Genomic DNA, 23,108 nt, shown 5'->3' with positions numbered 1-23,108 from the left:
GCTATGCCTCCATTTTATCTATCGAAGGTATTAAACATTCAGCACGATTGCGCACCACCTCACAGCAATGTGACGATTTATACTCACTCACCAATTGAGCCGCTTTATACGGATCTCGCAAATAGAGCCCTTCGATAGCACGCCACGCCAATTCATCAATTTGGCTTTTAGACAGTGCCAGTAAAGCTTGAAAACTCTTTTCACATGTAGAACGGGCTAATATTTCGATAAAGTTAAATAAACGCGCGTGATTTTGATACAAAAGCGTTGTGATGAGTGGCTCAAGTGTCACTGCACACAGTTTAACACTCTTGCAGTGCGCAACTTCCTTATCGTATAACGCCATCCAACAAGCGTCACTTGATGCGTGATAATCAAAGGCTTCCATATAGCCTATTTGTAACGCTTCACCTTGCTCTAAGCTGGTGATCGTCACACCTGCGTTGGCAACAAAGATTTGCGAGGTGCCTTCATTAACGAGCTTTTCTTGTAAAGGTACTCTTTTGATCCTCAAAGAGCCTTGCAATAAACACACTGAATGTGCGGCCGAATTACTTACCGTTGCACCAAAGCAACTAGGACCTTTATACAGTACTAACCTGTGCGACTGTGTGTCTTTTAACACTAGGCGATTTTTATCTGGTGAGAATGTGTAATCCGCATGGGATTGCAATATGTCTATAATGTCATGAACAGAGGTAATATTTTTAAATTCGTCAAAACTTTTCATAAGACTTCCTTATCTATTTAACTTCCTTATGTAACTCATTTTCAGCCTTATCTCAGGCCTCACATTCCTAATATGCATCAAGCCACAATAATTATTGGGATCACAAAAACAGGGTCTAATGCGTGTGATTCAAACAACTGAACATCAAAGTTACCCAATGTGTTTACAACGTCTACGACTAGCTCCACAACGCTCATCCTTTTTGGTATGTGGTGTAATGATTAAAGAATTTAACTGCATTTTTAATCACGCTACCAGCATCCAAAGCCGACATATCAAAGCTAGGCAAGCCGAAATAAAATATCAATCTAAAGTATAAATTTTCATCATCTAAAGCGCGCTTAATCTATTGACAGTTTTACAATACGGAAATGACTCTCATCATTTTCCTTACTTAACAGCTACTTTCAAAAGCCCACGCACTATCAAAATATTAAACTTCTAAAATCGACTATTTTTACGCTTTTCCTTTCATTGCTTATTCTAAAGCGGGACAGAGCAATACGAAAATAAACAACAATAAAGATAAAAAAATGTAAACATTAATATTTCGAGCACACAGCAACATGAAGAAATTTAATTATCCTTCCGGTTAGGTTCTTAGATATAACTATTCATATGTTGACGCTAACACTAGCCCCCCATACTCTTGCAAACGTCAACATGGCAGTAAAATATGCACGCGCATTCACTTAAGTGTGCAAAATGGATGACAAGTAAAACTCTAACAAACGAAAATAATCATGGACTTACATTATGCAAAATCATAAAAATGTGCCGTTAAGCGACTTTATCGAATATCCTCAAGAAGATATGCTGCAACGAGCACAAGATAACTTAAAGGAATACCAGCGACGTCACACAATCCGCAGCTTTAGCAACCGTCCAGTACCAAAAGAAGTTATTACAGCTTGCATCAAAGCTGCCGCGAGTGCGCCGAGCGGTGCCAACCACCAACCTTGGCATTTTGTGGCCATTCACAGTGCCGACATTAAAAAGAAAATACGTGAAGCAGCAGAAGATTTAGAGCGTTCATTTTACCAAGGTCGCGCAGGGGAAGAATGGCTAGATGCTTTGAAGCCTCTTGGTACAGACGCTGACAAGCCTTATTTAGAGCATGCACCATGGCTAATCGCTATTTTCAGCCAGAAAAAAGGCGGTATACACAGCGAAGACAAAAACACTAACTACTATGTCCATGAATCTGTTGGCATAGCGACTGGTTTTTTAATTCAAGCATTACATCATGCTGGACTTGCCACGTTAACCCATACACCTAAGCCAATGAGTTTTTTAGCCGATATTTGTGGTCGCGATAAAGATAATGAGCGCCCATATATGTTGCTTATTGCAGGTTACCCAAGTGAAGACGCTACCGTGCCAGAGCATGCACTTGTGAAAAAGCCATTTGACGACATTGCCTCTTTTTTATAGGCCATTGGTTGGCAGTTAGTACACTGCCAACACTTCTCCTGCACTGAGCCCGGTAAGAACCACAACTTCACCTTCAAGCGCGCCATCAAGTTCAGTACCCAGTCGAACAAAGCGTCGTTGTACTTGCCCACGCTCAACCACTTCTACCATTGTTAACTGACCATATCGCTTCACAAGTTGCTTAGAAATAACCACTTGCGTTTGATAAACTGGCGGCAGGTATAACTGTGCATACATGCCGGGTTTAACATTTTCGGCAAGCTCAATATCGAGCTTGATCATAAAACGGCGCGCATTGCTATCAGCTACAGGTACTATCTCACTGATTTTTGCGTATTGTGTCATGCCACTTGCCGGGACATGTATTTTTAATTCATCTCCTAGTGTGAGTTTGCTCGCTAGTTGTTCACGAATGGGGGCCGACACTTGTAGTTGCGCTGGATTGTAAAGCGACACAATCGCCATACCTGGCGTTAACATAGCACCGGGTTCTTGCAAACGATCTACAACCGTACCGTCAATGGGAGCTAAAATTTTGGTATCGCTCAGTGCGACCTTTGCCCCTTCAAGTTGCTCCGACAACGCTAACTCTTGTGCTACGAGTTCATTCACCTTGGTACGCCACTCATCCACCATATTTTCTGCCACTAAGCCTTGCGCCTGTAAGGATTCATTGCGTGCTAGCTGCTTTTTAGCCTGTTTCAGCTGTGCTGCAATTGCATCTTGCTGCGCTTGGGCCTGTGACACTCTGGCTTGTAAATCAGCATCATCAATCGTCGCTAATAATTGCCCCGCCTTGACGCTCTGACCGGCTCTCACATTTAATGTTTTAAGCTGCGCCAACAAGCGGCTCGACACCAAGGTGTTCACTTTTGCAATGACATTTGCATTGACGATTTCATGGTGCGACACCCGCTTTTCGCTTACCTTATATCGCTCTCCCTGATACTCTGCGGGTGTACTTTTTACCCCCTCAGGCACGGCATCATTAAATAATCCAGCCAAATAGGCGACCACAACCAATAGCATAGCAAGCGCTGATGCGGGTAAAACGAGCTTCTTAACTGCGTTATGAGTTAATAACATGGCGGCTGTCCTCTGTATGTCTGAATACTAAAAAATAAACTAACGGCACAACCAAAAGTGAGAAAATGGTTGATGCTATGATGCCAAAAATAATTGCTAACGCCAGACCACTAAAAACAGGGTCTAGAATAATCACTAAATTACCCAGTAAAGTTGTACCCGCAGTTAATAGCACCGGTCTCATACGTACCTCACCCGCTTGGATAAGCGCTTGCTTTAACGCTACTCCCCCAGCTCTGGCTTGATTGATAAATTCCACTAGAATAAGTGAGTTACGAACTACGATTCCCGCCAATGCTATCATTCCAATCATCGCTGTCGCGGTAAACAGCACCGGTTCTGGTGCGCCTGCGATTTCACGCTCACCAAATTGATTTAAAAGCCAAAACCCCGGCATGATCCCTATCATGGTTAATGGAATAGCCGACATAATTATTAATGAAAGCGCGCTAGAAGCCGTTTGCAGTCTCAAGATCGCAAAGATAGCCAATAATGCAAAGGCAAATGCAATGCCCATATCACGGAAAACATCGACGGTAATTCGCCATTCACCCTCACCACTAAAGCTGTAATAGGTTCCGTCAGGCAGTTGCCATACATCTCCACCACCACTTGCAATAAAACTGCGTTGTTGCCAATTAACTTGTGTACTGTGCGGACTATGTTCATCCGCAACAATATCTGCAATCACCTCTGCGGGTGTGCGGCCATTGAGCTCAGCAGTGACATAAATGACGTTTTGTAAGTCTTTGCGTATGATTGGCTGAGGGCTTTGCATGATTTGCCATTGTCCGAGTTCAGATAGCGCAACAAGGGGCCTTGTCGCACTATCTAGTCCATATTCATTACCCACTTTGTTTAAATCTCTTTGCCCACGCACTTGCAACGCATCTAAGTTGTGCTGCTGATGCCGTACTTCGTAAGGTAGCCTTAGGTTAATGGTAACGGGCTCAGACTCATGAGCCAGATAAACAAGACCCGCATCCAAGCCACCACTGGCAACTCTTAGCGACTGGTTGATGTCTTGTGTCGCAATGCCCGATAACGCGGCTTTGCCTTTATCTACAACAAACCGTGCTATGTTGGTTGGTGCCGCTATTGAGCTGTCAACCTCCACCACATGCGGCTCTAACGACAGACGGGCTATCAATGCATCTGCAGCTTGTCTATGTGTTTGGCTCGACACAAAGGGCTTAGCATACACCTGAGCAACCAAGGTACTGAGTACAGGTGGACCTGGTGGGACTTCAACTACTTTAATTTTTACACCTGCGTGGTTAAATGGTGCGAGCATTTCCCGTAAACGCAGGACCACAGCGTGAGACTGGTGAGCGCGCTGCGTTTTATCTAATAAAAGCACTCTTAAATCAGCTAAATGTGGTGCCTCTCGCCGATAGTAGCCTCTCACCATACCATTAAAGTCGATACTTGAGGGTTTGCCAATATAGGCAGCAACCGCCGTCACTTCATTAAGCTGCCATACTTTTTGCTGTACTTGCCGAGTTAGTTGTGCCGTTTGTTCTAGTGAGCTCCCTTCTGGCAAGTCAATCAACACCTGCAGTTCATTTTTGTTATCAAAAGGCAATAACTTCAATGGCACGGCTCTAAATATCGGCAAGCTCACGCTGATGACAAATAAAACTAAAGTTGCCCATAGTAATGCCTTTGCCCGCCTCGGGTTTGATAACAGAGGCGTCAATATGCGGCTATATATAGTTACTCCACAGCGCTGATTTTGTACTTCGATGGGGTGATTATGTAACAACTTTTTTGCAAGCCATGGGGTAACAATAAACGCCACCAGCGTAGACGCTATCACACTGACTGGCACATTAAATGCCATAGGCGCCATATATGGCCCCATCATGCCAGTGATATAAGCCAGAGGCAAAAACGCCACACTGATTGTTAATGTTGACATCAGTAAAGCCGTTTTTATTTCGGACATTGCCGAGATAACCTCTCGATCTGTATCAGCTGTGCGATTACTTTTACGCGCAGACAAAAAACGGCTGATGTTTTCTACGCCCGTGATCGGGTCATCAACCAACAAGCCCAGCGATAAAATAAGGGCAAATAGCGTTACCCGATTAATGGTATAGCCAAAAGCAAAATCTAAACCTAGTGTAATGCCATAACAGATTGGTACAGCCAAACCAACCACAATAGCGGGTCGCCAACCTAAAAAAACGCCAACAAAAATCACTACAGTGAATACAGCAAAAGTTAAACTTGCAGTTAAATCATTCACTTTTGCATCCGCCGTTTGCCCGTAGTTACGCAGCACTTTGACATCTATACCTCGGGGTAAAAGGCGCTGTTTTAATTCCTCCATCAACGCTAAGCTTTGCTGTGCAACATTTACCGCATTACTGCCGCGCTGTTTAGCAACACTGATAGTCACTAAAGGCAAACTTTGTTGTTGGTCATTAATGGCTAACCACTGATATGACTCAGGCTCCGCGGGACCATCTGTTACTGCCGCGACATCCTTTAGCAACACTTGTTGAGCATTGAGTACATTCACCGTCAGCTGGGAGACTTGCTGAACATCCCGCAACACATCCCCAGACTCAAGCGTCATTACCTGCCCATCACCAACCCTACTGCCCACCATTTGTAACTGATTACTCGCTTGTATTGCCATCAGTACATCCAAGGGCGTGGTTTGATGCGCGGCCAATGCCGTCGCATCTAAGTGCACATTAAGCTGCCTCTTACGCCCGGTGATCACTTTTACTTCACTGGTATCGGGTAACTTTTGTAGTTGTGTAGATACTTCCTGTGCAAACCGAGTCAACTCGTAATCTGAGTACTGTTCAGCATTTTTGCTGTACAGCCCTAACATCAAGATCGGCACATCATCAACTTCAATCGGTTGGATCTGCCAACTAGCCACCACCTGAGCCATATTGTGCTGATTTGCATATAATTTTGTATAGGTATTTAGAATAGCCTGCTCACGGTTTTCACCCACATGAAACCGTAGCGTGACGACAGTGCCCCCCCCATTTGTTGTTGAGTAAATATGCTCAACACCCGGGATCTGTTGCAGCAGCTTCTCTAAAGGTTCTGTCACTAAACGTGCGACTTCCGGCCCGCTTAAGTTTGGTGTATTTACCTTTATATCCAGCATTGGTACTACAATCTGCGGCTCTTCTTCCCGTGGTGTGAATTGCAGTGCAAGCATGCCCATAACTACAGCTGCAAATAGCATAAATAAAGGCAGTCTACCGGAGAGACTACTGGCCAAAACCCGATTAAAAAGAGTCATGAACATTCCCCCTCGTTAGGCACAAAATAGCTGATACAATTGCTGTAAAACAGCCTGTACTTTTTCGTCAATCACACGATAGTAAATAGTTTGTCCATCTCGTCTAGTCTCTACCACTTTGGCTTTTCGCAAGCTCGCTAAGTGTTGCGATAAAGCTGACTGAGAAAGCGGCACAGCTTCGTTCAATGCACTGACGCTCATTTCCTGCTCTAATAAACTGCATAAAATCATTAAACGATTTTTATTTGCCATCATTTTTAATAACGCTTCAGCTTGCTCAGCATTATGCGCCATGATTTCAAAGTCCATTCCCACTACCAAACGAAAATTAATTTGTGCAAAGTATAGACAGATACATTAGCAATGTCTAATATTAGTTATTACTAATATTAAGAGAATATCGATCATGAAACTAAACCCCATGCTAAGACTCATTGCAGGCCTAATGTTGCTGCTATCTCTTGTACTCACCCAGTATGTAAATGCCAATTGGATATGGTTTAGTGTCTTTATTGCTGCTAACTTAATCCAATCGGCATTTACCAATTGGTGTCCGATGATCACGCTACTTAAACAGCTAGGTGTAAAGGAGTAAACATGCTAACCCCAGTTCAAGATCTACTTAAAATTGTAAGACCCAATCAAAGGTGCCTGACGGCACTACAGGCGAAAACAGAAATAGAGCAAAACCAAGGGCTATTAATAGACGTACGAGAGCCTGCTGAGTTTCAGGCAAAAGCAGCACCGAAGGCAGTTAATATTCCAAGAGGTTTACTCGAGTTTAAATTGCCTGAATTAGAAAAGGATGCACAACGCCCAATATATGTACATTGCGCTGCAGGTGGCCGAGCAGTATTTGCGGCAGAGCAGCTTACACGACTTGGCTACCAAAACGTTAGTGTGATCACCTGTAAGGCAGATGAAGTTTGTCAGGTATTTTAGCAGCTCTATTACTATATAAAAATTTGATAGCTTAAACACGCATCGCCCCACCAAACAGAGCGGCATGTATAATAGGTCGCTCTATTAACATTCCCTAATGCTAATATATGTATGAATATGTAGGTAATACGGTAACTTACTTACATTTCTTTGCCATTCTCCAACAGTAATGCACAGGTAACCTCTCTAGACTTTGCTGCTAATAATTGCACTTCAAGGAATAGTGAGATGAAACCAAACATAAATATAATGGCGTTTACGATAGCAACCAGCCTATTGCTCAGTGGGTGTAACGACAATAACGACAAACACAGCATACTGATCAAAGATCATTATCAGGTTAATAAAATCCAAGGCGTTTGGGATAAAAAAGCATATGGAACGGTTCTATCCATTGCTGATGGACGCATCAAACACTATGAATATAACAGTTATGCATGTACACAAATCAGTGATAAAAGTTATCAAGAGTTCGTGCAAGATCACGTCGGCATGTTGCTTATCACGACCCCCCATATTCTAGATATTATCGAAAAAGATAGCGTGCAGAGCGAAACGCTTTTCAAAGTAGAAGAACTCCCGGTGTCGTGTAAAACGCCAATTCAGGCTACTCAATCAAGCACTCCCAGCCAAGTTTTTGAGTATTTTTGGCACTCGTTCAATGATTATTACGCATTTTTTGAGTTACGCGATATTGATTGGCAAGCTCAATATACTACTTATGCCCGGCAGATTCACGATAGCATGACTGACGAAGAGCTATTTGATGTGCTTGCACAAATGGTTGCGCCATTGCAAGACGCACATGTTTCGATAAACGAAGGCAGCAAATATTTTTCAAATATGAAGCCAGCCCCCTTGCTCAGAAGCGCACACGGTAAGGCCCGTTCATACCTGCGCTTTGGATTACAAGTAGACTCTGAGGACGTCATCAACGATATGTTGGCCGACTACTACAACACCACCGCCAGTTACGTTACCACAGATAGTTTTAAGAGTTTTCCTCAAGATACTGACTCTAACACCCTGATATGGGGAGTAACACCAGATAATGTTGGTATTTTAGTAATCAATAATATGGCGCACTATCATTCAGACACTAATGCAACAGAGAAAGAGCAATTGGCGGCAGCGAAAGCATTAATCAACACTGTTATGAGCGATCTCAAAGACACCGATGGACTTATTTTAGATATTAGAAATAACCTTGGCGGAAACGATGTTATTGCCACAATTATTGCCAATCACTTTACAGATAAACGTCAGATGGCTTATAAAAAACAGGCAATTAATCGCTCAGGCAGAACCGCACCAAAGGTTTTCTTAATTGGCAGTGAAAGCGATGCTTATACTAAACCCGTTTATATGTTAACCAGTCAAATGACGGTCAGCGCTGGTGAAGTGTTTGCGATGGCCATGAAGCAGCTTCCTCACGTAACCCAAGTTGGTGAAGAAACCTCAGGTGCGTTTTCTGATATTCTCAGTTTTACCTTACCCAATGGCTGGGAGATTGGCTTATCCAATGAGGTATACAATAATGCAAAAGGAGAGAGTTTTGAGCTCTCGGGCTTACAACCTGACGTACACATCAGCGCCTATACAAACCTAGAAAACGATTTACAGAGATTTGCAACTTACAACTACGCACTTAAAGTGATGGGCAAGCAAACGTCACCTCAAATAAGTATTAACGACTTTGAGCAACAAGTTACAAGGCAAGTAGCGCAAGGTGAAATACCTGGACTTGCTGTTGCCGTTATTAACAATGGCAAGATTAGATATGCCAAAGGCTTTGGTATTGCTGATGAGCAAAACACACCCGTTAACGCTGATACTCCTTTTTACATTGCCTCATTAAGCAAAACACTGGTCGGTGCTACATTAGCGCATGCAATAACCGAGCAAACCATTTCACTTGATGAAAACATTTCTGCTCTTTTGCCTTTTGCCATCGACGTCACGCCTGCTCAGCAAACACCTGTTACTTTACGACATTTGGTCACACACACCAGCGGTATCATTGACGCCACTCCGGCGTATTTGTGTGCTTATTATATTCACGAGACAAAACAAAACATGAGTGATGCTATGCTGGGCACCAACAACTGTGACCCACAGATAAACCCAGATCTTTCACTTTATTTATCTGATTATCTAAATCGTGATGGTCGCTATTATCAACCTGCAAACTTTACCTCTCAATATGGTTTCAACACCAATGAGGTATACATCTACTCAAATATTGCCACCGCCGTTGCCGCATACGCGTTGGAGCAAAAGTGTAATACGCCATTTGTGGAACTTGCACAAAACTATATTTTCACACCTCTGAATATGCAAAACAGTACATGGGGCGTTGGTAAACCTGATGATAATGTAGCAACGCGTTTTGTTTACCACCCAGAAACAGGCGAGCGCATAGCTATGCCGAACTATGGTGCAATCACCTACGCCGATGGTTCTGCCATTTCTACCGTTAACGATTTAGCTCGGTTTTTAATTGCCAGTATGAATCACGGAAAAATAGGGCAACAACAGGTACTTTCAGCGACCGCAGTTGAGACGATGTTGAGTCCACAAACAACAACTCCAGTACCTAGCCGTGATATTGGCTACTTTTGGGAGCTTGACGGCGACTATATTCACCATGATGGTTCAGACCCAGGTGTTATGTCTCGCATGATTGGTAACTTAAAAACTCAAAATGGCGTCATTTTGCTAAGTAATGGTGATGACAACCACGAGGCCAATTATGAAGCTTTGAATACTATTTTACACTTGGCACTGCAACTGGCCGACTCTAACTAATCCCAACAATATAAAGCGGTGTCAACACACCGCTTTTTTCAACACACGTATTAGGGCCTGATTATCTTTCAAATTTTTTTGCATTTGATAAGTTGAGCCGCACGTTTCTTTAGCGTCACGTATATTCTAATAGCATTGTCATTATGCTTGGTTTGGCACAATTTGAATTTCTACACGCCTATTCTTTGCTCTACCTTGCTCATTAGCATTGCTGGCAATAGGGGCCGATTCGCCCATCCCCTGAGTATGAAGGCGAGCTGCCAAGACTTGCTGACCTAGCAAATAATTCTTGACGCTGTTGGCTCTTTGTACACTCAATTGCTGGTTCAGCTGCGTTGAACCAGTACTGTCTGTATGCCCAACAATTGTTAAAAACGTTTTTTCATACTTGTTCATCACTTTGGTAATGGCATCTAAAGTATTATAAAAATTTGGAGAGATACTCGCTTGGCCTGATGCAAAAGTGATATTACTTGGCATGACAAGGCGCATATTATTGCCTTCACGGATAACCTCAACGCCTGACCCTGCTAATTCTTTTCTAAAAGCAGCTTCTTGTTTATCCATATAATCGCCAATTGCAGCGCCGGCTATCGCGCCAATTGCTGCACCAATAAAAATGCGCTTATCTTTATGATTACCCGTTGCTTTACCTAGCACAGCACCTGTAGCAGCACCAATCGACGCACCTTTGCCTGTATTTGTCATTTCACAACCGCTTAATAATGCCAGACCCAGTGTTAGCGCAATCATCTTTTGTTTGTTCATTATATGGTTTTCCCCAAACAATTTTTTGCTTAGGCTAACGAGTACTGCATGAATGGTGTATTAATTTATGCCGCTTATTGCATCAGTTCGGGAGGGATTGGCGGCAAAGCGTAAGGGGCGATAAGTTTATCTAACAGCTTGTTTTTAGCCAATTCTTGCATTTCCTCTGTGATGTATTGCGCCGCTGGTGTTTGAGAAAACTTCCGACTAAATGCCATATAACCGTAAATAACATTGGTATGACGATAGTCCATTTTTTCTAGCTGAGAGATCGGCTGTTTGAGCACCTTCATGGCGACTTCTGCGGTATCTTCTATCGCAATAGCCAAGTCTACTCGACCCTTTAACACCAAATCTAATGCGACCTGCTCCGATGTAACATCTACTTTGCTAAGTTTTTTGTCTTTGTCAAAGCGCTCAAAAAACGCGGCTCCTCTCATCACCGCAATTCGCTTACCATACAGATCCTCGAATTGAGAAACAGATAAGTCACTGCCTTTTTTACCATAAAAAACGTAAGAAGAGGAAAGTGCCATATAGGGTGGGTTTACAAAAACCATGGTTTCTAGACGTTTGGGTGTTTTTAGTAGTCCCCCCATTACATCCACATCGCCTTGTTCCAACATACGTAAGCACCGAGAAACAGGGCAAGGCACAGCGCGAATTTGATATTTAGTTGCCGCAGTAGCTCGAATGATATCCAAAATGAGACCTGAAGACTCGCCTTCATTACTCACCGAACTATACGGAGGGGCGTGATCAACCGCTACATGAATAGCGCGATGTTCAGCATACGCATTACTACTCAAGTAAAAGCAGAGAAACAACAAAGGCAAAACTAATTGCTGCAAATTCTAACACCTCTAACTTTGACATAACTGTGTCACTTGCTTAAGAATCCAATAAAACACATCAAGTGGAAATAAATATGTCACAATAGCATGTCACCATACAAAGTTAACTGTATCACAAGGCAAACCATGGCACTGAGTATTTTTTATCAATTTTTTTTACTTGGCTGTACCAGCTTTGGCGGCCCAGCTGCACATTTAGGCATATTTAAGAAGCATTTTGTAGATAACTTAGGTTGGATCCGTAATGAGCAGTACGGTGCAATGATCAGCTTATCACAAATTTTACCTGGACCTGGTTCTAGCCAAGTGGGTTTTGCGATAGGGCTAGAGCGTGGGGGGATTATCGGCGGGATTGCCGCGTTTATCGGCTTTACGTTACCGTCATTTTTGATCATGTTAATGCTCGCGATGACCACCTCACAGATGCATGGCGCACTCGATAACATCATTTCAGGGCTAAAACTTTTTGCTGTTGTTATCGTTGCCGATGCGATTTTAAGCATGGCAAACAGTTTTTGTAAAACTATCCCACTCAAAGTAGTTACTTTTACAAGTACTCTGATTTTATTAACCTTTCCTAATTTGCATGCCCAACTTTGGTTACTCGCAAGCACGGCATTGATTGCCTGCATCTATCGTTTTAGCAATGTCCCAGATAGCCCAAAAACCATAACCTCAACGCCTAATTGGCCAGTACTTGCTTTGTTTTTTGGATTATTCGTCTTAACCTTTTTTAGTCTGCCCAATGATACTTTTGCGCAATTCTACCAAGCCGGAGCATTGGTATTTGGTGGTGGTCATGTTGTACTGCCACTGCTACAAAATACGGTACCGCAGTTAGCCCAAGAAAGCTTTTTAACCGCCTATGCCGCGGCGCAAGCAGTACCAGGACCAATGTTTAGCATTGCCACATTTTTAGGTGCAGAACTAGATGCAACACATAGCATCATATCAGCGTTGCAAGCTACCATTGCTATTTTCCTACCGGGATTACTGTTGATGTGGGCATGCCATCACAACTGGCAATCGCTTAGCTCCTTACCACGATTTGCAAGTATCACAGCAGCATTAAATGCCGCCGTAGTAGGCTTGTTAGGCGCGGCATTTTATAACCCAATTTGGCAATCAGCGATTCACTCTGTTTGGCACATCGCCGCTGTGATTGCAGGCTTTGCATTACTCAAATATTTTAAACCGCCGATTTGGATGATGTTACTGCTATTTAGTGTATTGGGCATGTTACTGCCACATCTGCCCTGAAAAGTTTTGGTATGGGCGTAACTCAAAATCGCCCATTACTGCCAACATATGGTCAAAAATATCTGCTTGTAAATGCTCATAAACCACCCACCGTTTATCTGCACTAAAGCAGTAAAATTCAACCGGCAAACCATTATGTGCAGGAGCAAGCTCTCTGACCATTAATACACATTCTTTGCTTATCGCTGGATGCTCTTCTAAATATTGTTCGGCATAGCGGCGAAATAGCCCTAAATTAGTGGTTTTGTCAGGCCATTGCTCGAGGTTTTTTAACTCACTAAATTTTTGTTGTAATCTGACTACATCGTTTTCATCTAGTACTTTAATACTATGCATATCCACAAGTATGGCGCGTTTAATGCGCCGTCCTGCAGATTCTTGCATCGCTCGCCAATTCTTAAATGAATCGGAAATAAGCATATAAGTTGGAATAGTGGTTACGGTATTATCCCAGTTACGCACACGTACTGTATTTAAACCTAAATCAATCACTTCACCATCGGCACCAAAAGCATCAACTTGGATCCAGTCGCCTGTTTTTACCAAACGATTCGCAGCGATTTGTATACTCGCAACCAAGCCTAAAATAGTATCTTTGAAAACCAATAGGGTAATCGCCGCAATCGCACCAAACCCCGACAAAATATAAGTAGGTGATTTATCTAATACCAAACTAATCACTAAGATTCCGCTGACAATAAATGTCATCAGCTTAGTTACTTGTACGATACCTTGTATTGGCACATCTTGCGCAAAACGTAACTGGTTATAAATGGCATGGGCTAGATTGACCATACCACTGAACAAGAAACCAGAGATGATCACAAGTACCACTTGCCCTAAAGACTGCAGTAGATCCATCACCCAATCAGGAGCAACTAGCACCTTGTCATTGAAGGCCAAAAATGCGACGCAACAGATCATAGCAGCTAAACGCCCTGTCACTTTGTTAAGCTCTGCCGCTAGGTGACCTATGCGGGTAGGCGAGACTCGTAAAAGACCTTTTTGAATCGTTGGAAAGACCAAGCGTCTCGTAAATAAATACAACAAGACAAGCCCAATAAAACCTACACTGTTTGCTGCGAGCGCACTGAGCAAGCTCCCCTGAGGCACGCTCGCAAACCAAGTGTCGAATAAATCTGTTAAATGTACCAATGTCATAGTGGCGCCGTTTCCTTACTCGGTTGCGTGTCCATTTTGCTATGCTCTAGCATCTGTTGTGTTATTTGTCCGTCTTTAGTGTGCCAAATTGCATTTAAAAAATTTTGAAAACGAATGCGATAGTCTTTATCTAATTGATAACTGCCTTGTGGTACTGAGTTCATATCATACAATTCGATGGCTACATGAATGCTTTGTAACTGACCGAGCATAAAACTTCTGCATATATGTTGGCCTTGAGCCTGATAAACCAGTGTCGTGTTCAATAAGCCATCTAGTTGTTCATTCAACACTTCTAACGCAAATGCCGTTCCTCCCGCTTTGGGTTTAAGCAGGTGTTGATATTCACTACTTTGTTTGCGCTGTTTTTGTGGTGTAAAGCGCGTTCCTTCAGCAAAGTTAATTACCGTTGTTGGGTGCCGTCTAAAGTTACCGCAGCTACGCTTGGTACGTTCAACATCTAAACCTTTTAGTTTGGGGTTTTTGGCTATTTGAGCTTTACTGGCACGCTTCATAAACGGCATGCCCATAGCCCAAGCACCAGTGCCAATAAAAGGGATGTATTTCAACTCATCTTTGAGAAAAAATTTTGGCGCGGGCAGAGCTTCAACACCACTGAGCACCACGATATCAAGCCAGCTAATATGATTTGAAACAAGTAGGTACCAACCTTGCTGTCTTACCTGCTCAGGTACGTCGATGTTAAGGTCTTCACAGCCTATCATTAACCCCAGCCGATTTCCTTTGCACCACGTACCATATGCGATATGCAAAAGATGAGATACCGCATTTATAGGTAAACATAGTTTTACTAAGCCCAGAATAAACACGACTAAGCCACAAACAATAGTATTAACAAATAAAACTAAAGTAGCGCACAAGCCAAAAAACCAATTTGGTAAAAAATTTCTAAGCATTAGCAACCTCACTGACTATTTACTTAGAACCACTTAGATGCTGCAGTTGTTTATCTTTTTGTTGCCATAAGTGGTTCAGTTCGCTTTGAAAACGCACTCTAAAATCACTGTCATTACTATAATCACCAATCAAGTTTTCACTGACTGGCAAAATTTCGATATGCACATCCACACATTTAACTCTACCACTGACAAAGTCAATAAAGGTTGGGATCCCATCAGGGTAGTGAATAGTAATATTAACCACTTTGCTAATTTGCTCGCCCATAGCTTGCATAACAAAAGCTATTCCGCCAGCTTTCGGTTTTAGTAAATGTTGAAATGGACTGTTTTGACGGCGATGTTTATCATCAGTGTATCGTGTCCCCTCAACAAAATTCACAATACTAACCGGCATCGTTTTAAACTTTTCGCAGGCTTTGCGCGTTGTCTCAACATCTTTGCCTTTGAGTTTAGGGTTTTTCTTAAGTTGGCTCTTACTTGTACGGGTCATAAATGGAAAGTCTAGCGCCCACCAAGCAAGGCCTAAAAAGGGCACGTACAACAACTCTTTTTTCAAAAAGAAGTTTAAGAAAGGGATTTTCTTGTGCAACACACGCTGCATAACCAAAATATCAACCCAACTTTGATGATTTGCTATTACTAGATACCAGTCACGCTGTTTAAGGTTATCCAAACCAACGACATTTAAAGAAAACGGCGAGAGTAATCTCTGATTCCAAGTATTACCAGCAACCCACAGGCCAGCACACCCCTTAGCTAACCAACTGCATGCCTTTTGCAGTGGGGCTATTGGTAATAACTTAATCAGACCAAATATAAAAATTGGGACACACCAAAAAAGTGTGTTTAGAGCGTACAGTAGCAAACTCAAATTACAACGTAACAAAGACATGCATTGTTTCCTTTACAACCAAACCAACTGGCTTAGTTCTATTATGTGTGACTAAGCCTTTAATATGGCAAAAGATGATACCTTGTTTTCGATAGGCAAAAAACCTAACAACCGATAATTTATCTAATCTTCAAAATACGTGTAACCTGCTAGCCCAGCATTTAACTCTTGCAAATATTGTGCTCTAAGTTGCTCATCAGCAACGCTTTGCTCAACCCTATCAACAAAGTTTTGCGCGAGTTGTTTATGATCATAATGTACAAATTTTAAAACCTCTTGCACACTGTCACCCTTGATCGCATTTGTTAACTTATAACCGTCATCGCTAAGCTCTACGTGCACTGAGTCTGTATCACCAAATAAGTTATGTAAATCACCTAAGATCTCCTGATAAGCCCCCACCATAAACATGGCGATATGGTACTGCTGACCAGGTACATAAGGCGGGATCGGCAAACTAGACTCGATACCTGAGCCTTCTACATAATCACGAATTTGCCCATCAGAGTCACAGGTGATATCTTGTAAAATAGCTCTTTGTGTCAAAGGCTTATCCAAAGATTCAATAGGCATTACAGGAAATAACTGTTGAATCCCCCATACATCTGGCAATGACTGGAATAGTGAAAAATTGACAAACAGCTTGTCTGCCAGCTTTTCATTAAGGTCGTCAAGCACTTCTCTGTGTGCACGCGCGTTTTCATTGAGTAACTCTCTGACGCGATGGAGTATAGTGAAGTACAGCTGTTCAATCTGTGCCCACTGAGTCATGCTCACTAAACCATGTACATATTGAGCATGTGCTTCACTAAATAGATGCATAGCATCGTGATAAGTTTCCAGCGCTAAACGCGCGGTGATACGGCTATATGCTTGCCACAGTTCTTGTAAAATAACATGTGCATCATCTAATGGCGCACTGGGTGTGCGTTCATTTGGCGCCTTTTCCACGTCAATCACATCGGTAATTAGGACCGCGTGATGAGCAGTTAAAGCACGTCCTGATTCTGTAATAATAGCTGGGTGAGCCAAATCATGTTGCTCACATACCTCTGCAAACGCGCTGACCACATTACGAGCATATTCGGCAACCGTATAATTCATTGAACAGGCGCTACGCGATCCAGACCCTTCATAGTCAACACCTAAGCCACCACCTACATCAACGGTATTTAGTGGTACTCCTAACTGAGAAAGCTCCGCAAAATGACGAGCACACTCTTTAAGCGCACGATGTATATCACGAATGTTTGCAATTTGAGAGCCGATATGAAAATGAACTAGATTCATCAAGTGTAATTTATTGGCAGCTCTGAGCATATTTACAGCTTCAAGCACCTGTCCAGCAGTAAGACCAAACTTGCCCTTTTCACCCCCTGTGTTTTGCCATTTCCCTTTACCAACTGAGTTTAAGCGAATGCGAATACCTATTGCAGGCTCTATTTTCAGATCGTCAATTTCTTTGATTAAGGTTGTCAGCTCAGATAACTTTTCAACCACTATATTCACTTTGTGGCCCATCGCTTGACCAATACATGCCAATCTTAAAAATTCGCTATCTTTATAACCATTACAGACAATCGTAATAGGCGTCGTAGCAACACCTAAAATAGCCATTAGCTCTGGTTTTGAGCCTGCTTCTAATCCTACTTGACCACTTGGGTGCGCCAAAAGTTTGGTCACAACAGAGCGTTGCTGATTCACTTTGATAGGGTAAACACAATTGTACTGACCTTGATAGTCTCGTTGCTGACACGCAAGCGTGAAAGCGTGTGTCATCGTATCAACACGGTGCTTTAAAATATCAGTGAAACGCACTAACACCGGTAATGTTAAACCTTGAGCTTTAAATTCTTCTGTTAATTGATTGAGCAAAATAGGGGTTTTATTGTGATCGCCATCAGGATAAGCGACTAGCTCACCCTGAGCATTAATATCAAAATACCCTTCGCTCCAATGAGCAACATTGTAAATTTCTCGCGCAGTATCTAAACCCCAAGTCATGGCTTACTCTTTTCATCAACTAAAACCCCTATATTAATACGCCAAGGGTTGATTAGCGACACAATTTTAAGACATTTACAGAGGCTATTTTGGTGTAAAAAAGTTTTGGGAACATAAACACAAGGGATGTTTAAAGTGCGGATGCTTGAAAGAAAAAGCGCCAACGATTGAAAGTTTAGCGCTATTATTCCAGAGCAGGTGAACCTGCTTAGGCATTAGTATCTAGTATGACTTTGACCGCGACCCTTTTTTTCTACTTGGCGCATAGCATCTTTATTTTCTCTTTGTACTTGCTCAGCTAACTGACGAGACATACAGCGTCTTTTTCTTAAGTTGCTACCAGTCGTAGGACGAGATTCACACACTAAGTCATTATCCACTTTTGCAACACGATCATCACTGCTTTCGCTAGTAGAGTTACATCCACTTAATAGCAAGATGCTACCAGCTAGTGCTACAGATAAGCCTAATTTAAGTTTCATATATCTTCCTTATATGTTTAGTGAAGTGTAAAATTTTAAGTGCCTGTATAAAGAACACCTATACTAGGCTAACTCAATTTTGCGCACTTTGTAAGCACTTTATTACTATTTACTAGCATCAAGCACCCACCGATTAAAAAGTAACTATATTTTGTTTCATATTCATACCATCACTTTACCGTACGAATATGGTTTACCTGCTTCTTTATGCCCTCTTTCATGTTGGCACGGATATCTCCGCTAACTCTCTAGGCATACAGCGCTTATTGCGCAAATTTTTGTCGTTTTGCGCAATAGACTCACAAACTAAAGTTGGCTCTTATCCGCAAGCAACCGCAACGCTATCGGAACTTTGGGTACTGTTACACCTTGCTATGCTACTCTCGCCCCCTATCGCACTAACCATTATACTTTCTACATTGCGTTTCCTTTTTTGATAATCATCTGATTTATAATTATTTCTTTGGCAATACCTTTATTAACCTACAGCACAGTTTTATTGTCTGTAAATTGAGCGCATAGGGTGTCATTTCGGCTTTATTAGTCGTTGTTTTCCATAAACCATGAACTTGCTCTATTATTAAACCGATACGGTGCTGCACGTACCAATCAAAATAGTTGTCCTAGTGAACAAATTTTGATTGAGCTAACGGACAAGCACTGGCAAAATTGCCAACTATTTTTTTGTAAGTGTGAAATTGATATGTCGAATTTAGAAGCAAATCGTTGGTTTACGGAAGTAAGCGATCGTGATGGCAGTGCCTTTTCATTGCGCATCAACAAAAAGCTGGATGAAATACAGTCGCCATTCCAAAACGTAGAAATGTACGAAACGACCAACTACGGCAACCTCATGATCATTGATGGCTGCACTATGGTCAGCTCTAGAGAGAATTTTTTCTATCATGAAATGATGAGCCATCCGGCACTCTTTTCTCACCCGGCTCCACAAAACGTCGTTATTATTGGTGGTGGTGACTGCGGTACTCTGCGCGAAGTACTGAAGCACCCAGGTGTCGAAAGTGTCACTCAAATCGACATTGATGAAGTTGTTACACAAATGTCTTTAAAGTATTTCCCTGAGCTATGTGAGTCAAATAATGACCCAAGAGCAACGGTTATGTTTGATGACGGCATCAAATATATGCGCGAAGCAGCACCAGAGTCTATCGATGTGATCATTGTTGACGGCACAGACCCAGTAGGCCCTGGTGAAGGTTTATTTAATCACGCATTTTATACAAGCTGCCTAAACGCATTACGCCCTGGCGGTATTATGGTTCAACAAAGTGAATCACCACTGACTCACATGCCTTTATTACTAGAAATGCGCGATGCTATGTTAGATGTGGGATTTGTAGACTTACAAACTTTGCCATTTCCTCAACCTATTTACCCAAGCGGGTTGTGGTCAGCAACACTTGCTCGTAAAAGTGAGAAGTTTAATGGCTTCAGAGAAAATGATGCTGACAACGCTAAATTCTCAACAGAATACTACAACACTGGTATTCACAAAGGTGCACTTGCAACACCTAACTTTATGAAACGTGCATTTACCAAATAATTTAGGTATCAGCTCGTCCTTTATAAAAAACCCAAGCATCGCTTGGGTTTTTTTATATTCTTCATTCAGCAATTATTTGTGATATTTAGCGCTGAATTCATGCACTGCATTAATAAATACACCAGCATTTTCTGGGTCTACATCAGGTGTGATCCCGTGACCTAAGTTGAATACATGCCCAGAGCCCTCACCAAAGCCAGCTAAAATAGACTGTACTTCTTCACGAATACGCTCAGGCGTACCATGCAGCATAGCTGGGTCCATATTCCCCTGTAACGCCACTTTATCGCCAACTCGACGTTTTGCATCAGCAATATCAATCGTCCAGTCAAGACCAATTGCATCACAGCCTGTTGCCGCTATCGCTTCAATCCATTGACCGCCACTTTTGGTAAATAGCGTGACAGGTACTTTACGGCCATCATGCTCTCGAATTAAACCATCAACAATCTTATGCATGTACTGCAGCGAGAACTCTTTATAATCTCGAGGACTTAACACCCCACCCCAAGAGTCGAATATCATCAAAGATTGCGCACCAGCTTTGATCTGCGCATTTAAGTAATCAATGACTGAGTCTGCCAATTTATCTAACAATAAGTGCAAAGTTTGTGGCTCAGCAAAAGCCATTTTCTTAATCTTGCCAAATGTTTTGCTGCTTCCACCTTCCACCATATAAGTGGCCAGTGTCCACGGAGAACCGGAAAAACCAATAAGCGGTACTTCGCCTTTTAATTCTCTACGAATAGTACTGACAGCATTCATTACGTAACCCAGCTCATCGGTTGGGTCTATATTTGGAATGTTTTTGACATCTTGCAACGAGCTGATCGGACGCTCAAATTTAGGCCCTTCACCAGTTTCAAAATATAGGCCTAAACCCATGGCATCTGGAATCGTCAAAATATCGCTAAATAAGATAGCCGCATCAAGTGGGTAGCGACGCAGTGGCTGCAACGTTACTTCACAGGCAAGTTCTGCATTTTTACACAAACTCATAAAGTCGCCAGCTTGCGCACGGGTTGCACGATATTCAGGTAAATAACGACCTGCCTGACGCATCATCCACACAGGAGTAACATCAACTGGCTGTTTCATCAACGCACGTAAATAACGATCGTTTTTCAATTCGCTCATAGCGTATCTCGATTCCAAAGCTTTAAAAATTGTGCAGATTGTAACACTATCTTGGCGAGCACTCTATCTAAACCAAAGCGCAAATTCACCTCTGTATGATCTAGATTAAACTCCAGTTAACTCAAAATGTTAGCAAACCATTGCCAAAAACATACAAAAAACATGTCATATAACTATTTACAACATAGGTAAAAACTTGTTATAAAAATGCCGCGTTACAAAAATAACAACAAAACACCTTTATAATAAAAATAAAAATAGTTATCAAATAGCTAAACTGCATTATAACCACCGCTTCAGGTGGTTTTTCTTTTTGTATAACACCAAAAAAGGAACACCATAACAATCAACAAGTTATGAAGTTTCTCACTAATAAAAATAAAAATAGGTTGACCTTTGCCGCAGATTTCCTTTTTATAGAATAAAATAATCCGCAACAGGAGATCACTATGCTTTCGAGGTTAGAACAAGCCCAAGAAAAATGGGGAGGCAGCCATAGTGTTATTGATGCATGGTTAGCAGAACGACAAGAATTATTACTGCAGTACTGTAAAATTGCGGGATTCTCTCCTTATGATAAAAAGGATCATGCCTTGCCAGATCAAATGCAGATTCAATCTTTTTGTCAAATCCTCATGGATTACCTTTCTGCTGGGCACTTTGAAATTTACGACAACTTAGTTGAAGCATGTGAAGAGAAAGGCCCTGATAGTGCCAAACTCGCAAAAGCTCTGTATCCACGTATTGCAGATACGACAGATATTGCTTTGGATTTCAACGATAAATATGCTGAAAACGCACAAGATCAGGTGCTACAAAGCTTTGACAAAGATTTATCTCATTTAGGTGAAGTTCTGGAATCTCGTTTTGAGCTAGAAGATGAGTTGATTGATAACTTATACGCTAACCATAGCGACTGATACTGACTACGTAGCGGAACGTATTAAGTATTAAAAAAGGGCCATTAGGCCCTTTTTTGCTATTTAATCATCAGCTTATTCAGCTTCAGCTTTTTTCTCTTCTTCTTGAATTTCAAGTAATTCAACTTCAAAAATCAATGTAGAGTTTGCTGGGATCTTACCTAAGTTACGCTCACCGTAACCTAACTCAGCTGGGATTGTGAATTTAAATTTAGAACCAACTGGCATAAGTTGTAAACCTTCAGTCCAACCTTTGATTACTTGGCGAAGACCAAAAGTAGCAGGTTGGTTACGTGCATATGAGCTATCAAACTCAGTACCGTCAAGCAAAGTACCTTTGTAATGTACTTTAACAACATCAGTATCTAATGGCTTTTTACCTTCACCTTCAGAGATAACTTCATATTGAAGACCTGAATCAGTAACTAATACCCCTTCTTTTTTCGCATTTTCAGCTAGGTACTTCTCACCTTCAGCTTTGTTCTGTTCTGCTTCAAGCTTCACTTTTTCAGCTTGTTTTTCACGTACAGAGGTATCAAGTGCAGTCAGTACTTCACGGATTTTAGCTTCATCAAGCTGTGCGCTGCCCGCTAGTGCATCTTCAAAGCCACGCTTTAAAAGAGCTTGATCCAGCTCAATACCAAAGCTTTTCTTGTCTTCTAGATCTTTTTGTAAAAAGTTACCAACTGAAGCACCAATGCCATAGGCTTGCTGCTGTGCTTCTGTTTCTAGTTTTAGTTCAGCTGGCTTTTCTTCTGCCTTTTGGTTACACGCAGCCAGTGCAAGTACCGACGCTGCTACCAAAGACAATTTAATCGTCTGTTTCATTCTCTCTCTCCGACAAGCCTTTCGGCCGCCTTGTTAATATTATA

20 protein-coding genes are annotated in these 23,108 nt (G+C 42.0%); 7 read left to right on the top strand and 13 right to left on the bottom strand.

Annotated elements, in window-relative coordinates:
• Window position 1: 1 nt before the first annotated feature.
• A complete protein-coding gene (locus HG263_RS20735) occupies window positions 2–730 on the bottom strand; it encodes a hypothetical protein (RefSeq protein ID WP_171627987.1) in 729 nt (242 codons plus the stop codon).
• 756 nt (window positions 731–1,486) lie between these two features.
• On the opposite strand from HG263_RS20735, the gene HG263_RS20730 reads away from it, so the two are divergent.
• Window positions 1,487–2,164, top strand: a complete 678-nt coding sequence (locus HG263_RS20730; RefSeq protein ID WP_171627986.1) for a nitroreductase family protein — start codon at window positions 1,487–1,489, stop codon at window positions 2,162–2,164.
• A 15-nt stretch (window positions 2,165–2,179) separates the two neighbouring features.
• Here the strand turns inward: HG263_RS20730 and HG263_RS20725 are convergent, their stop codons facing one another.
• From HG263_RS20725 to HG263_RS20715, 3 genes are read right to left on the bottom strand one after another with little or no spacing between them, the layout of a single operon-like run.
• On the bottom strand, window positions 2,180–3,250 hold the full coding sequence (locus HG263_RS20725; RefSeq protein ID WP_171627985.1) for an efflux RND transporter periplasmic adaptor subunit: 1,071 nt from the start codon (window positions 3,248–3,250) through the stop codon (window positions 2,180–2,182).
• Window positions 3,234–6,524: an efflux RND transporter permease subunit gene (locus HG263_RS20720; RefSeq protein ID WP_171627984.1), complete on the bottom strand. Its 3,291-nt coding sequence runs from the start codon at window positions 6,522–6,524 to the stop codon at window positions 3,234–3,236. Before HG263_RS20720 ends, HG263_RS20725 begins: the two co-directional genes overlap by 17 nt.
• A 15-nt stretch (window positions 6,525–6,539) precedes the next feature.
• Window positions 6,540–6,833, bottom strand: coding sequence for an ArsR/SmtB family transcription factor (locus tag HG263_RS20715; RefSeq protein ID WP_171627983.1), 294 nt, complete (start codon window positions 6,831–6,833; stop codon window positions 6,540–6,542).
• A 97-nt stretch (window positions 6,834–6,930) separates the two neighbouring features.
• Here HG263_RS20715 and HG263_RS20710 point away from each other — a divergent pair, with 97 nt between their 5' ends.
• From HG263_RS20710 to HG263_RS20700, 3 genes are all read left to right on the top strand, one after another.
• The gene (locus HG263_RS20710; protein ID WP_171627982.1) at window positions 6,931–7,119 is read left to right on the top strand and encodes a YgaP family membrane protein; all 189 of its coding nucleotides are present in this window, start codon (window positions 6,931–6,933) and stop codon (window positions 7,117–7,119) included.
• Between the two features lie 2 nt (window positions 7,120–7,121).
• Entirely contained in the window at window positions 7,122–7,466 is a 345-nt protein-coding gene (locus HG263_RS20705; RefSeq protein WP_171627981.1) for a rhodanese-like domain-containing protein, read from the top strand.
• 228 nt (window positions 7,467–7,694) lie between these two features.
• A complete protein-coding gene (locus HG263_RS20700) occupies window positions 7,695–10,274 on the top strand; it encodes a serine hydrolase (RefSeq protein ID WP_171627980.1) in 2,580 nt (859 codons plus the stop codon).
• Window positions 10,275–10,415: 141 nt separating this feature from the next.
• On the opposite strand, the gene HG263_RS20695 is transcribed toward HG263_RS20700, so the two are convergent.
• Window positions 10,416–11,042 (bottom strand): YiaD family glycine zipper/OmpA-like lipoprotein, encoded by a 627-nt coding sequence (locus tag HG263_RS20695; RefSeq protein WP_439332005.1) that lies wholly within the window; start codon window positions 11,040–11,042, stop codon window positions 10,416–10,418.
• A gap of 74 nt (window positions 11,043–11,116) precedes the next feature.
• Window positions 11,117–11,893 carry a substrate-binding periplasmic protein gene (locus HG263_RS20690; protein ID WP_171627979.1) on the bottom strand — a complete coding sequence of 259 codons (777 nt, stop codon included), beginning with the start codon at window positions 11,891–11,893 and terminating at the stop codon, window positions 11,117–11,119.
• 129 nt (window positions 11,894–12,022) lie between these two features.
• Between HG263_RS20690 and chrA the strand changes: the two genes are divergently transcribed.
• Entirely contained in the window at window positions 12,023–13,156 is a 1,134-nt protein-coding gene (chrA, locus tag HG263_RS20685) for a chromate efflux transporter (RefSeq protein WP_171627978.1), read from the top strand.
• On the opposite strand, the gene HG263_RS20680 is transcribed toward chrA, so the two are convergent.
• The 5 genes from HG263_RS20680 to HG263_RS20660 form a co-directional block, all read right to left on the bottom strand.
• Complete coding sequence (locus HG263_RS20680) at window positions 13,136–14,317, bottom strand: mechanosensitive ion channel family protein (RefSeq protein ID WP_171627977.1); 1,182 nt, start codon at window positions 14,315–14,317, stop codon at window positions 13,136–13,138. The two genes, chrA and HG263_RS20680, sit on opposite strands and share 21 nt — an antisense overlap.
• On the bottom strand, window positions 14,314–15,234 hold the full coding sequence (yihG, locus tag HG263_RS20675; protein WP_171627976.1) for a 1-acylglycerol-3-phosphate O-acyltransferase, YihG family: 921 nt from the start codon (window positions 15,232–15,234) through the stop codon (window positions 14,314–14,316). The genes HG263_RS20680 and yihG (HG263_RS20675) overlap by 4 nt, the downstream gene beginning before the upstream one ends.
• A gap of 19 nt (window positions 15,235–15,253) precedes the next feature.
• On the bottom strand, window positions 15,254–16,129 hold the full coding sequence (gene yihG / locus HG263_RS20670) for a 1-acylglycerol-3-phosphate O-acyltransferase, YihG family (protein ID WP_171627975.1): 876 nt from the start codon (window positions 16,127–16,129) through the stop codon (window positions 15,254–15,256).
• 123 nt (window positions 16,130–16,252) lie between these two features.
• A complete protein-coding gene (gene speA / locus HG263_RS20665; RefSeq protein WP_171627974.1) occupies window positions 16,253–18,133 on the bottom strand; it encodes a biosynthetic arginine decarboxylase in 1,881 nt (626 codons plus the stop codon).
• A 215-nt stretch (window positions 18,134–18,348) separates the two neighbouring features.
• Window positions 18,349–18,615 (bottom strand): hypothetical protein, encoded by a 267-nt coding sequence (locus HG263_RS20660; protein WP_171627973.1) that lies wholly within the window; start codon window positions 18,613–18,615, stop codon window positions 18,349–18,351.
• 703 nt (window positions 18,616–19,318) lie between these two features.
• Here HG263_RS20660 and speE point away from each other — a divergent pair.
• Window positions 19,319–20,179: a polyamine aminopropyltransferase gene (gene speE / locus HG263_RS20655; protein ID WP_171627972.1), complete on the top strand. Its 861-nt coding sequence runs from the start codon at window positions 19,319–19,321 to the stop codon at window positions 20,177–20,179.
• 72 nt (window positions 20,180–20,251) lie between these two features.
• On the opposite strand, the gene hemE is transcribed toward speE, so the two are convergent.
• Entirely contained in the window at window positions 20,252–21,316 is a 1,065-nt protein-coding gene (hemE, locus tag HG263_RS20650; RefSeq protein ID WP_171627971.1) for a uroporphyrinogen decarboxylase, read from the bottom strand.
• 449 nt (window positions 21,317–21,765) lie between these two features.
• Here hemE and rsd point away from each other — a divergent pair, with 449 nt between their 5' ends.
• Window positions 21,766–22,236, top strand: a complete 471-nt coding sequence (rsd, locus tag HG263_RS20645) for a sigma D regulator (protein ID WP_171627970.1) — start codon at window positions 21,766–21,768, stop codon at window positions 22,234–22,236.
• A gap of 75 nt (window positions 22,237–22,311) precedes the next feature.
• Here the strand turns inward: rsd and fkpA are convergent, their stop codons facing one another.
• On the bottom strand, window positions 22,312–23,064 hold the full coding sequence (gene fkpA, locus HG263_RS20640; RefSeq protein ID WP_171627969.1) for an FKBP-type peptidyl-prolyl cis-trans isomerase: 753 nt from the start codon (window positions 23,062–23,064) through the stop codon (window positions 22,312–22,314).
• Between the last annotated feature and the right edge of the window lie 44 nt (window positions 23,065–23,108).

Origin of the sequence: Pseudoalteromonas caenipelagi, from assembly GCF_013140855.1 — a bacterium.
In the GTDB taxonomy this organism is placed as follows: domain Bacteria; phylum Pseudomonadota; class Gammaproteobacteria; order Enterobacterales; family Alteromonadaceae; genus Pseudoalteromonas; species Pseudoalteromonas caenipelagi.
Note: the sequence above shows the minus strand (reverse complement) of the source record. Positions and strands in the feature narration are given on the sequence as shown.